The organism is Methylopila turkensis (genome assembly GCF_027922325.1).
Taxonomy (GTDB): domain Bacteria; phylum Pseudomonadota; class Alphaproteobacteria; order Rhizobiales; family Methylopilaceae; genus Methylopila; species Methylopila turkensis.
Genome location: NZ_BSFL01000001.1, coordinates 56,544 through 68,458 on the forward strand (window position 1 = coordinate 56,544; position 11,915 = coordinate 68,458).

Below are 11,915 nucleotides of genomic sequence, written 5' to 3' on the forward strand. Positions count from 1 at the left end.
GATGCCCGCGAAGACGCGGGCATGACGGTCTCGGCGGCGCCGGGCCTCCTTGATCCGGGCGAAGAGCTTCACCCCGCGGCGCGGGCGGCGAACTCGTGGAACCGGCGGCGCAGCTCCAGCGCGACCGGGCCGGGCCGGCCGTCGCCCACGGGCGACCCGTCGATCGCGACCACCGGCGTGACGATCGCGGTCGCGGCGGTGTTGAAGGCCTCCTTCGCGGCCTTCGCCTCCTCGACCGTGAAGGCGCGCTCCTCGACCCGCATCTGCAGCTTCTGCGCGGCCTCCAGCACGGTGGCGCGGGTGACGCCGCGCAGGATGCCGCTTTCGGCGGGGCGGGTAACGATGACGCCCTCCCCCGTCACGATCCAGGCGTTGGTGGAGCCGCCCTCGGTGACGCGGCCGTCGGCGTCCACGTACCAGGCCTCGCGCGCGCCGGCCTCCTTCGCCTGCTGCTTGACCAGCACGTTCGGCAGCAGGCCGATGGTCTTGATGTCGACCCGCGGCCAGCGGTTCTCGGGCACGGTGATGACCTTGACGCCGGCCTCCGCCGCCGCGTTGACCTTGGCCCGGTCGGCCGAGCGGGCGGTGACGACCAGCGCCGGCGCGGTGTCCGGGGCCGGGAAGTAATGGTCGCGCCGCGCCACGCCGCGGGTGACCTGCAGGTAGACGATGCCGTCGCGGACGCGGTTGCGCCGGATGGTCTCGCGCAGCACGAGCTTCAGCGCGCCCTCGCCCATGGGCGCCCGGATCGCCAGCTCCCGGAGCGAACGCCACAGCCGCGCGAGATGGCGCTCTTCATCGATCAGCGCGCCGTCGCGCACCTCGCAGACCTCGTAGACGCCGTCGGCGAACTGGTAGCCGCGGTCCTCGATGTGGACGGCGGCGCCGGCGTGGGGGAGGTAGCGGCCGTTGACATAGGCGATGCGGGACATCGGTTTCCTCGAACGTCATCCCGGCCGGAGCGGCAGCGCAGAGCCGGGATCGTGCGCCGACGCGGCGCTTGAGATGAACAACGGTCCCGGCTCTGCGCGGCTGCGCCGCTTCGGCCGGGAGGACGGGAGGACGGGAGCGGTCACCCGATCCCGAGCGCCTTGAGTTTGCGGTGCAGCGCCGAGCGCTCCATGCCGATGAACTCGGCCGTGCGGGAGATGTTGCCGCCGAAGCGGCTGATCTGGGCCAGCAGGTACTGCCGCTCGAAGATCTCGCGCGCCTCGCGCAGCGCGAGGCCCATGAGCTGCTCGCCGCCCTCGCCCCGCGGCATCGGCGGCACCATGGCGCCGATCTCCGACGGCAGCATGTCGGCTGTGACGACCGCGTCGGGCGCGCCGCCGGCGAGGATCATCAGCCGCTCGACGTTGTTGCGGAGCTGGCGGACGTTGCCCGGCCAGTCGTGGCTCTGCAGCACCGCCATGGCGTCCTCGCCGATGGCGCGCTTCGGCAGGCCGGTGGTGGAGGAGATCTGCTCCAGGAAGAAGTCGATCAGCTCCGGGATGTCGTCGCGCCGCTCGGCGAGGCCGGGCACGCGCACCGGCACCACCGCGAGCCGGTGGAACAGGTCCTCGCGGAAATTACCCTCGGCGATCTCGTTCTCGAGGTTGCGGGACGACGACGAGATGATGCGCACGTCGACCGAGACGCGGGTCGTGCCGCCGACGCGGGTGAAGGTCTGCTCCACCAGCACCCGGAGGATGCGGTTCTGGGTCTCGCGCGGGAAGTCCGCGACTTCGTCGATGAACAGCGTGCCGCCGTGGGCCTCCTCAAGCGCGCCGATCTTGCGGCTGCCGTTGACGCCCTCGACGCCGAACAGCTCCTCCTCCATCCGCTCCGGCGTGATGGCGGCGGCGTTGATCAGCACGAACGGGCCGCCGGCGCGGGCGGAGGCGTTGTGGATGGTGCGGGCCGCGAGCTCCTTGCCGGAGCCGGAAGGACCGGCGATCAGGATGCGGCTGTTGGTGGGCGCCACGCGCTCGATCGCGCCGCGGAGCTGATTCATCACCGTGGACCGGCCGACGAAGCGGGTCGGGTGCGCGGAGCCGCGCTTGAGGTCCCTGAGCTCGCGCTTCAGCCGGTAGGCCTCGAGCGCGCGCTGGGCGATCAGCACCAGCCGGTCGGCCTTGAACGGCTTCTCGATGAAGTCGTAGGCGCCGTTCTTGATGGCGGCGACGGCGGTCTCGATGTTGCCGTGGCCCGAGATCATCACGATCGGCAGATCGGGGTGCTGGGCGTGGATGATGTCGAGCATCTCGAGGCCGTCGAGCTTGGAGCCCTGCAGCCAGATGTCGAGGAAGATGAGCTGCGGCCGGCGCTTCTCGATCTCGGCCAACGCCTCGTCCGAGTTGCGCGCGGTGCGCGTGCCGTGCCCCTCGTCCTGAAGGATGCCGGCGACGAGTTCGCGGATGTCGGCTTCGTCGTCGACGATGAGGATGTCGGTCGCCATGGTTGGGCTCAAGCTCTCCGGTCGATTGGGGGTTCAGGCGCCGCCGGCGCCGCGAGGGGACGCGACCACGGCCGCTTCGGCGCCGGCGCGGGCCGGGAACCACAGCCGCACCATCGCGCCGCGGCCGCCGGAGGCGACGCCCGGCGCGTCCTGCAGCTCAACGCCGCCGCCGTGCTCCTCCATGATCTTGCCGACGATGGCGAGGCCGAGCCCCGTGCCTTTTTCACGCGTGGTCATATAGGGCTCCAGCAGACGCTGTCTGTTCTCGACCGGCAGTCCGGTCCCGTTGTCGACCACCTCGATCACCGCGATGTCGCCGTCGCGGCGCACGGAGACGTCGATGCGGCCTTCGCCGCGCACGTCCTCCGGCACGGCGTGCACGGACTCGGTGGCGTTCTTCACGATGTTGGTGACGGCCTGGCTGATCAGCCGGCGGTCGAAGCGCGCGATCGCCGGCTCGTCGGCGCCGGAGAGCTCGATGCGGATGTCGGGATAGCCGACGCGCATCATGAACACGCCCTGCTTCACGACCTTGGCGAGGTCCTCCTCCTCGATCGTCGGCTTCGGCATGCGCGCGAAGGAGGAGAACTCGTCGACCATGCGCTTGATGTCGTCGACCTGGCGGATGATCGTGTCGGTGCACTGGTCGAAGACCTCGCGCTCCTCGACGATGACCTTGCCGTACTTGCGGCGGATGCGTTCGGCCGAGAGCTGGATCGGCGTCAGCGGGTTCTTGATCTCGTGGGCGATGCGGCGGGCGACGTCGGCCCAGGCCGAGGTGCGCTGGGCCGCGACCAGCTCGGTGATGTCGTCGAGCGTCACGACGTAGCCGTGCTCTTCCGCCGAGGAAGTCTCGGTCGTGAAGCGCACGTTGACGGTGCGCTCGCGGCCCCCGCGCATGATCGTGACCTGGCCCTGGACCAGCCGCTGCGCGCCGCCGACGGCCGCCTCCACCAGCGGGCTCAGCTCCGGCGCGGCCTCGCCGAGCGGCAGGCCGAGCAGCCCGGCCTCGCGCGCCCCGAGCAGTTTCTCGGCGGTGCGGTTCATCAGCGTGACGCGGCCCGACGGATCGATGCCGATCACGCCCGCGCTCACCCCCGCGAGCATCGCCTCGGTGAAGCGGCGGCGGCTGTCGATCTGTTCGGCGGCGTCGACCAGCTCGTTGCGCTGCGAGCGCAGCTCGGAGGTCATCTTGTTGAAGGTCTCGGCGAGGCCGCCGAGATCGCCGCCCTGCTTCCGCTTGACCGGCACCTGGACGTAGAGGTTGCCCTGGCTCACCTGATCGGCCGCCGTGATCAGCCGCCTGATCGGCGACACCAGCCGGTTGGCGAAGGCGAGCCCGAACCAGATCGCGGCCAGGAGCAGAGACAGCGCCACCACGAGATAGAGCAGCGCGAAGGTCGCCTGGATGCGCGGCCGGCGCAGCGTCAGCGCGGAATATTCCTCCGCGCCCTGCTCTACGAGCCGCAGGTAGCTGTTCGCCCGCGGGTCCACCGGCCGGGCCACGAACAGGATCAGATCGTCATAGGCCGAGAGCTTCAGCACCGCGCCGATGGCGTTCTGGCGGCCGGGCGCGAGCAGGGTCGGCTCGTCGGCGGCGGCGCCCTGCACGTCGACCAGCGGCGGACGCGGGAACTCTCGGCCGATCTTGATGGCGGCGCGCTCGACCACCGTCCCGTCGGGCCGCATGAGCTGCGCCTCCGGCAGGCCGCGGATCGTGGCCTGCGCCGTGAAGAACTCCACGAAGCGGGCGCGGTCGTTGTCGAACAGCGGGCGCGCGCGGTTGACGTCGTTCGCCATGGCGAGGATCTCGCCGCGGATCGAGCGGGCGTGCTCGTTGAGATAGGCCCGCGCGACCACCAGCGAGTTGTCGACGATCTCGCGCACGCGGGTGGAGAACCAGCTGTCGAAGCCGCGGTCGAGCGTCACCACCGCGAAGATCGCGAGCAGCGCCGCGGGCGTCACCGCGACGATCGAGAACAGCCCGACGAGCCGGCCGTGGATCTGCGACCCCGCCTGCCCTCGCCGCCGCGCGATCCAGAAGGCGCGCGCCTCCCACAGGATGATCAGCAGCAGCAGGCCGACGAAGGAGGCGTTGACGTAGACCGCGATCTGCGTCGCCTCCTCGGTCGGCTCGATGTCGAACCGGCCGGTGAGCACCACGAAGGTGACGAGCGCGGAGATGAGCGCGGCCACCACGCAGACCGGACCGAGCACGCCCGGCCCGCGCCGTTCGGGCGCGACGATCGGCAGGTCATGTGCTGCGGCGGGCGTGTCGCTCGGCATTGCCACTCGTTCAGGCGGAGGCGGAGGTGATGGCGGCCATCGGCCGGGCGGCGCCCTCCCCCGATCGCGAGTCGCCGTCTTGCGCATGATGCAACGGGACCACACTGTTGTCTAAATGCGACAACTTCGCGGCGCGGCCGGCTGTGGACAGAGGCGCGAAGGGACCCTCCCCCGCCCGACCGCGAGGACCTCCGGGTTCAAGGCGTGCTGGCGAGGGGAACTCCGAGGTCTCTCCTCCGGATGCCGGTTCGAGACTGAAATTCAAGTCTTATCGCCGCGGTATCGCCCCTATCGCCGAGACTAAGACCTAGTATCAGAAGTCTACTACGCCCGGACCTACAAAACTGTGATCACCCACCGATCGACAGTTCGTGACTTGTGAACTATATTCTTTGGGCATGGTCACGAACGACTGACTCGCCACCGAAACTGTAGCCCCCGTTGCGGCGGGCGCGCGTTCGTCATGCTTTCACGAACATCGCCCCGAATTCAAACGCGCCATCCGGCGCAACGACGACGCGCGCGTCGTCGTCCTCTGACGCGGAGAACGAAAGAGATGGAATCCCAGGACCGCCAGGCGATCGACGGGCTGTTCAACCGCCTCGACGACGTCGACCGGCGCAGCCCGCCGAAGGATGCGGAGGCGGACGCCTTGATCCGCGAGCGCGTCACGGCCAACCCCAACGCGCCCTACCTGATGGCGCAGACCATCGTGATGCAGGATCACGCGCTCAACCAGGCGCAGCAGCGTATCGAGGAGCTGGAGCGTCAGGCCTCGGAGCGCCCCGCCGGCGGCGGCGGCTTCCTGTCCGGCCTGTTCGGCGGCGGCTCCCAGGCGTCGCGGCCGGAGCCCACGCCCTACAACGCGCCGGGCCGTTCGGCTCTGGGCTCGCCGATGGGCGCCCCCATGGGCGCTCCGACGGGCGCTCCGACCGGCGGCGCGGCCGGGTCGCCCTGGCAGGGCGCGGCCGGTCAGGCCGCGGCCGCGCAGCCCGGCCGCGGCGGCGGCTTCCTCGCCGGCGCGGCGCAGACCGCGATGGGCGTCGCGGGCGGCGTGCTGATCGGCAGCGCCATCGGCTCCATGTTCGGCGGCGGCGGACAGGCGCAGGCCGCCGAGACCCCGGCCGCGGCGCCCGCCGAGACGCCGGCGGCCGAGCCCGCAGCCGAACCCGCAGCGGACGACAGCGGCGGCGGCGTCTTCGACTCGTTCTTCGGCGGCGACGACGAAGCCATCTGACGAAAACGTTATCGCCCGGCGGCGCGGCTCGCCCGCATGCGCCGCCGGGCGTGCTACCGTCTCGGCCTTGTCGTCGCGCCCAACGGGACCTGATGCCTTCGTCTGATCCTTCGAGTATCGCGGCCGCCGCGCTCAGCCGTGACGGCGGGCCGCGGGGGCCAAAGCTTTCCGAAATCCTTTTCAGCATCGCGAACGACACCAGCCGGGACCGCATCTCGGTCGCCGACCTTCTGGCCGTCATGCAGGACCGCGCCGTCGGCGCGCTGATGTTCGTGTTCGCGCTGCCGAACGTGCTGCCCACCCCGCCCGGCACCTCGACCGTGCTCGGCGCGCCGCTGATATTCCTGACCGCGCAGCTCGCGCTCGGAATGAAGCCCTGGCTGCCCCGCCTGATCGCTGAACGCTCCATGGCGCGCTCCGACTTCGCGGCGGTCGTCAACAAGGCGGCGCCCTGGCTCGCGAAGGCCGAGAGCCTGCTGCGGCCCCGGCTTGGCCGGCTGGTCGAGCCGCCGGCCGAATACGCGATCGGCCTGATCTGCTTCCTGCTCGCCGTGATCCTGTTCCTGCCGATTCCGCTCGGCAACATGCTGCCGGCGCTCGCGATCTGCCTGTTCTCACTCGGCGTGGTGGAGCGCGACGGCGTCTGGATCGCGGCGGGGCTCGCGACCGCGGCGGCCTCTCTCGTCGTGATCTGGGGCGTGCTCTACGCCATCATCACCGCCGCGCTCTATTTCATCGCCAACGTCTTCAACTGACCTCTCATTGAGAAGGACGGAGCGGCCCTGCGCGGCCGCGCCGACGCGCCATGCTGTTCGAATGGATCGCCGACCCCGCCGCCTGGGCGGGCCTCGCCACCCTCATCGTGCTCGAGGTGGTGCTCGGCATCGACAACCTCGTCTTCATCGCCATCCTCGCGGACAAGCTGCCGGAGCATCAGCGCGACAAGGCGCGGCTGCTCGGCCTGTCGCTGGCGCTGATCATGCGCCTGATCCTGCTGGCCTCGATCTCATGGATCGTGACTCTGACCGAGACGCTGTTCACGGTGCTCGGCTCGGAGATCTCGTGGCGCGACATCATCCTGATCGGCGGCGGCCTGTTCCTGCTGTTCAAGGGCACGATGGAGCTGCACGAGCGGCTCGAAGGCGCGACCCACGACAAGCAGCGCGGCGCGGCCGACGCGGTGTTCTGGCAGGTGATCCTGCAGATCATCGTGCTCGACGCGGTGTTCTCGCTCGACAGCGTCATCACCGCGGTCGGCATGGTGCAGCACCTCTCCATCATGGTGATCGCGGTGGTGATCGCGATGGGCGTGATGATGGTGGCCTCGAAGCCGCTGATGGCTTTCGTCGGCCGCCATCCGACGGTGGTCATCCTGTGCCTCGGCCTGCTGCTGATGATCGGCTTCAGCCTCGTGGTCGAAGGCCTCGGCTTCCACATCCCGAAGGGCTACCTCTACGCCGCGATCGGCTTCTCGATCCTGATCGAGGCCTTCAACCAGATCGGCCGGCGCAACGCCCGCAAGCGGATCACCACCTCGGACCTGCGCGACCGCACCGCCGACGCGGTGCTGCGCCTGCTGCGCGGCGGACGGCAGGAGGACTCGGGCGACTCCCACGCCGAGGCGGCGCGCTCGGAAGCCGGCGGCGCGGCGTTCTCGCCCGCCGAAAGCTCGATGATTGAGCGCGTGATGACGCTCGGCGACCGCGCCGTCCGCTCGATCATGACGCCGCGGCGCGACGTGATCTGGCTCGACGTGGAGGCCGACCTCGCGACATCGCTGCATGCGATTCGCAGGAGCGGCCGCTCGCGCTTTCCCGCCTGCCGCGGGGACGTGGAGCAGGTGGTCGGCGTGGTGCACGCCAAGGACCTGATCGGCGTGGAGGCCGGCGGCCTCGGCGCCGCGGCCCGGGAGCCGCTGTTCGTGATCGAGACGATGCCGATCCTGAGCCTGCTCGAGCGCTTCCGGGAGTCGACGATCCACATGGCGATCGTGGTCGACGAGCATGGCGTGCTGCAGGGCCTCGTCACGCCGACTGACATCCTGACCGCGATCGCCGGCGCTCTTCCCGAGCGCGACGGCGACGAGACGCCCGACGCGGTGCGGCGTGCGGACGGCTCGTGGCGGCTCGACGGCGGCATGCCGGTCGACGACGCCGAGCGCGCGCTCGGACTGCGCGGCATGCGCGACGCCGGCGACCACGAGACGGTGGCGGGGTTCGCGCTCAGCGTGCTCGGGCGGCTGCCGGAGAACGGCGAGAGCTTCGACTGGGGCGGCTTCCGCTTCACGGCGCGGGACGTCGACGGCCGGCGGATCGGCGGCCTCGAGGTCGCGGCGATCTCCTGACCGCAGCGGCCCTCAGCGCGTCAGGCGCACCACCTGGACGTCGAGGTCGCGGATCTTCTTGCGCAGCGTGTTGCGGTTCACGCCGAGCAGCTCCGCCGCCTTGATCTGGTTGCCGCGGGTGGCGGCAAGCGCGGCCGAGATCAGCGGGTACTCCACCTCGCGCAGGACGCGGTGGTAGAGGCCCGGCGGCGGCAGGCCCTCGCCGAACTCCGAGAAGTAGGCCGTGAGGTGGCGTTCGACCGATCCGGTCAGCGTCTCGGCGCCGGCGGCCTCGTCGCCGATGCTGCTGGCCGGCGGCTGCGACAGCTCGGAGTCGATGATCGAGGCGCCGATCGTCTCCTGCGGGTAGAGCGCGGCGAGCCGGCGGATCAGGTTCTCGAGCTCGCGGATGTTGCCCGGCCAGCGGTAGCGCTTCAGGCGATCGAGCGCGGCGCTGTCGATCTGCTTCGGCGGCAGGCCCTCGCGGGCCGCCAGCGTGAAGAAGTGGCGCACGAGGTCCGGCACGTCCTCGGCGCGCTCGCGCAAGGGGGGCAGCCGCAGCGGCACCACGTTGAGGCGGAAGAACAGGTCCTCGCGGAACAGGCCCTGCTGGATCAGCAGCCTGAGGTCCTTGTTGGTGGCCGCGACGATGCGCACGTCGGTCTTGATCGCGGTGCGGCCGCCGACGGTGGTGTACTCGCCCTGCTGCAGCACGCGCAGCAGCCGGGTCTGCGCCTCCATCGGCATGTCGCCGATCTCGTCCAGGAACAGCGTGCCGCCCTCGGCCTGCTCGAACCGGCCGGAGGAGCGCGCCTGCGCGCCGGTGAAGGCGCCCTTCTCGTGGCCGAACAGCTCGGCCTCGATCAGGTCGCGCGGGATCGCCGCCATGTTGATCGCGACGAACGGGCCGGAGCGGCGCTTGCCGTAGTCGTGCAGCGCGCGGGCGACCAGCTCCTTGCCGGTGCCGCTCTCGCCCGAGATCATCACGGTGAGGTCGGTCTGCATCAGGCGCGCGAGCACCCGGTAGATGTCCTGCATCGCGGGCGAGCGGCCGACGAGCGGGATCTCGTCGTTCTCCGGCTCGTCGTTGCGGCGCGGGCCCCGGCCCTTGGGCTCGGTCAGCGCGCGCCCGACGATGCCGATCAGCTCCTTCAGGTCGAACGGCTTCGGCAGGTACTCGTAGGCGCCCTTCTCCGACGCGCGGATCGCGGTCATGAAGGTGTTCTGCGCGCTCATGACGACGACCGGCAGCTCCGGCCGGGCCTTCTTGATGCGCGGCAGCATGTCGAAGGCGTTTTCGTCGGGCATGACGACGTCGGTGATGACGAGGTCGCCGTCGCCCTGGCTGACCCAGCGCCAGAGGGTCGCGGCGTTGCCCGTCGAGCGGACCTCGTAGCCGGCGCGGCTCAGCGCTTGGCTGAGAACGGTCCGGATCGCGGCGTCGTCGTCGGCGACGAGGATGCTGCCCTGCGGCATGGACGTGTCAGCTCCTTGCGCGACGGCTCTCGCCGCCGGTGAACATCGGCATCAGCACGCGGAACGACGTCCGGCGCGGTTGGGATTCGCATTCGATGATGCCGCCGTGGGCGCCCACGATCTTGGCGACGAGCGCGAGGCCCAGGCCCGATCCCGTGGGCTTGGTGGTCACGAACGGGTCGAACAGGTGCGGCAGCAGGTCTTCCGGCACGCCGGGGCCGTTGTCGCGCACGGTGAACTGCAGCGGCAGGCTCACGCGGGTGGAGGAGCCGGGAACTGACAGGCGCACGCCGGGCCGGAAGGCGGTCGACAGCATGATCTCGCCGTCGGAGGCGTCGCCGATCGCCTCGGCCGCGTTCTTCACGAGGTTGAGGAACACCTGCACGAGCTGGTCGCGGTTCGCGAACACCGGCGGCAGCGACGGGTCGTAGTCCTCGACGATCCTGAGGCCGCGCGCGAACCCGGTCTGGGCGATGCGCTTCACGTGCTCCAGCACGGCGTGGATGTTGACCGCCTCGCGCTCGATCGGCCGCTCGTCGGAGAACACCTCCATGCGGTCGACCAGCTTCACGATCCGGTCGGCCTCGTCGCAGATCAGGCGGGTGAGAGCGCGGTCGTCGTCGCTCGCGGACTGCTCCAGCAGCTGGGCCGCGCCGCGGATGCCGGAGAGCGGGTTCTTGATCTCGTGCGCCAGCATGGCGGCGAGCGCCGTGACCGACCGGGCGGCGCTGCGGTGGGTGAGCTGGCGGTCCATCTTGTCGGCGATGGTGCGCTCCTGCAGCACCAGCACCAGGATCTCCGGCTTGTCGTGCAGCGGCGCGACGTGGATGTCGACGATGCGCTCGCCGCCGTTGCGCGGGGTGCCGAGGTCGACCCGGTACTCGTTGACCGGCGCGCCGCGCTCGCGCGCCTGGTCGATGAGCTGGATCAGCGGCGAGCCGAACGGCACGAACTCGCGGATGTGGTGACGCCGGAGCGTGTTGGCGCTCGTCTCGAAGAACGCCTCCGCCGAGACGTTGACGTCGACGATGCGGCCCTCCTCGTCGACGCAGACGACCGGGTGCGGCAGCGCGTTGAGCACGGCCTCGGCCGCGCCGGCCCCGGTCCGCGGACGGTTGGCGGGCGCGCTCACGCGGCGGCCCTCCACGCGAGCTCGTCATAGGCGCGGTCGAGGGCCGCAAGCGCGGCCTCCGCCGTCGGCGCCGTCAGGGTCGCGGCCTTGGCCGCGGCCGGCGCCGGCGCGCCGGCGGTCTCGGCCGCCGCGTCCAGGCTCCAGCCGAGATGCTTGCGGGCGTGGCGCACGCCGGTCTCGCGGCCGTAGAGATGCAGAAGGCCTTCGTAATGCTCGCGGGCGAGCGCGCGCTGGACGTCGAGCGAGGGCGCCGGCCGGACGACGCCATCGGCCAGGAACGCCGCGACCGCGCCCGGGAACCACGGGCGTCCCTGCGCGCCGCGGCCGATCATCACCGCGTCGGCGCCGGAGGCTTCGAGCATGGCGGGGGCGTGCTCCTCGCGGGTCAGGTCGCCGTTCGCGACCAGCGGGATCGCGATCCGCTCGCGCACGGCGCGGATCGCCGCCCAGTCGGCGCGGCCGTCGTAAAGCTGGGCGCGGGTGCGGCCGTGCACCGTGACCATGGCCGCGCCCTCGGCCTCCGCGCGTGCGGCGAGCTCCGGGGCGACGATCGATCCGGCGTCCCAGCCCAGCCGCATCTTCACCGTGACCGGAACCTCGACCGCGGCCACCGTCGCCGCAATCAGCCGGACCGCGAGGTCGAGGTCCTTCAGCAGCGCCGAACCGCCATGCCCGCCGACCACCTTCTTGGCGGGGCAGCCCATGTTGATGTCGATCACCGAGGCCCCCGCCCCGACCGCGACCTTCGCGGCCTCCGCCATCCAGGCGGGGTCGCGGCCGGCGAGCTGGACCACGTGGGTCGCGATGCCGTCGCCCTCGGCGCGCAGGCGGGCCTCGTCGTCGGCGGTGGCGAGTTCGCGCGAGGCGACCATCTCGGACACCACGAGCCCGGCGCCGAGCCGCGCGGCGATGCGCCGGAACACGACGTCGGTGACGCCGGACATGGGCGCCAAAAGGACTGCGTTGGCCGGCAGCACGGCGCCGATGGCGAAGGTTGGGGCGGGCCGCACGAGACGCTTCTGCT

9 protein-coding genes are annotated in these 11,915 nt (G+C 71.1%); 3 read left to right on the forward strand and 6 right to left on the reverse strand.

What is annotated here, in order from left to right; all coding sequences use genetic code 11:
* Nucleotides 1-68: 68 nt before the first annotated feature.
* The 3 genes from PKE78_RS00255 to PKE78_RS00265 form a co-directional block, all read right to left on the reverse strand.
* Nucleotides 69-932, reverse strand: a complete 864-nt coding sequence (locus tag PKE78_RS00255; RefSeq protein ID WP_271198837.1) for a D-amino-acid transaminase — start codon at nucleotides 930-932, stop codon at nucleotides 69-71.
* Nucleotides 933-1,072: 140 nt separating this feature from the next.
* Nucleotides 1,073-2,437 (reverse strand): nitrogen assimilation response regulator NtrX, encoded by a 1,365-nt coding sequence (ntrX, locus tag PKE78_RS00260; protein ID WP_271198838.1) that lies wholly within the window; start codon nucleotides 2,435-2,437, stop codon nucleotides 1,073-1,075.
* Between the two features lie 33 nt (nucleotides 2,438-2,470).
* Nucleotides 2,471-4,723, reverse strand: a complete 2,253-nt coding sequence (locus PKE78_RS00265) for a sensor histidine kinase NtrY-like (RefSeq protein WP_271198839.1) — start codon at nucleotides 4,721-4,723, stop codon at nucleotides 2,471-2,473.
* A 556-nt stretch (nucleotides 4,724-5,279) separates the two neighbouring features.
* Here PKE78_RS00265 and PKE78_RS00270 point away from each other — a divergent pair.
* From PKE78_RS00270 to PKE78_RS00280, 3 genes are all read left to right on the forward strand, one after another.
* On the forward strand, nucleotides 5,280-5,960 hold the full coding sequence (locus PKE78_RS00270; RefSeq protein ID WP_271198840.1) for a DUF2076 domain-containing protein: 681 nt from the start codon (nucleotides 5,280-5,282) through the stop codon (nucleotides 5,958-5,960).
* A gap of 92 nt (nucleotides 5,961-6,052) precedes the next feature.
* Nucleotides 6,053-6,715 (forward strand): exopolysaccharide biosynthesis protein, encoded by a 663-nt coding sequence (locus PKE78_RS00275; protein ID WP_271198841.1) that lies wholly within the window; start codon nucleotides 6,053-6,055, stop codon nucleotides 6,713-6,715.
* A gap of 50 nt (nucleotides 6,716-6,765) precedes the next feature.
* Nucleotides 6,766-8,304 (forward strand): TerC family protein, encoded by a 1,539-nt coding sequence (locus tag PKE78_RS00280; protein WP_271198842.1) that lies wholly within the window; start codon nucleotides 6,766-6,768, stop codon nucleotides 8,302-8,304.
* Between the two features lie 12 nt (nucleotides 8,305-8,316).
* Here PKE78_RS00280 and ntrC read toward each other — a convergent pair whose 3' ends face one another.
* Genes ntrC through dusB form a run of 3 tightly spaced genes read right to left on the reverse strand, consistent with a single transcriptional unit; the run spans nucleotide 8,317 to nucleotide 11,901 of the window.
* Nucleotides 8,317-9,759, reverse strand: a complete 1,443-nt coding sequence (gene ntrC / locus PKE78_RS00285) for a nitrogen regulation protein NR(I) (RefSeq protein ID WP_271198843.1) — start codon at nucleotides 9,757-9,759, stop codon at nucleotides 8,317-8,319.
* A 7-nt stretch (nucleotides 9,760-9,766) separates the two neighbouring features.
* Nucleotides 9,767-10,891 (reverse strand): two-component system sensor histidine kinase NtrB, encoded by a 1,125-nt coding sequence (locus PKE78_RS00290; protein WP_271198844.1) that lies wholly within the window; start codon nucleotides 10,889-10,891, stop codon nucleotides 9,767-9,769.
* Complete coding sequence (dusB, locus tag PKE78_RS00295; RefSeq protein WP_271198845.1) at nucleotides 10,888-11,901, reverse strand: tRNA dihydrouridine synthase DusB; 1,014 nt, start codon at nucleotides 11,899-11,901, stop codon at nucleotides 10,888-10,890. The genes PKE78_RS00290 and dusB overlap by 4 nt, the downstream gene beginning before the upstream one ends.
* Between the last annotated feature and the right edge of the window lie 14 nt (nucleotides 11,902-11,915).

Coding starts and splice junctions, on each gene's coding strand:
- ntrC (WP_271198843.1), bottom strand. CDS start 9,759: ATGCCGCAGGGCAGCATCCTCGTCGCCGACGACGACGCCGCGATCCGG.
- PKE78_RS00255 (WP_271198837.1), bottom strand. CDS start 932: ATGTCCCGCATCGCCTATGTCAACGGCCGCTACCTCCCCCACGCCGGC.
- PKE78_RS00280 (WP_271198842.1), top strand. CDS start 6,766: ATGCTGTTCGAATGGATCGCCGACCCCGCCGCCTGGGCGGGCCTCGCC.
- PKE78_RS00275 (WP_271198841.1), top strand. CDS start 6,053: ATGCCTTCGTCTGATCCTTCGAGTATCGCGGCCGCCGCGCTCAGCCGT.
- PKE78_RS00270 (WP_271198840.1), top strand. CDS start 5,280: ATGGAATCCCAGGACCGCCAGGCGATCGACGGGCTGTTCAACCGCCTC.
- PKE78_RS00265 (WP_271198839.1), bottom strand. CDS start 4,723: ATGCCGAGCGACACGCCCGCCGCAGCACATGACCTGCCGATCGTCGCG.
- ntrX (WP_271198838.1), bottom strand. CDS start 2,437: ATGGCGACCGACATCCTCATCGTCGACGACGAAGCCGACATCCGCGAA.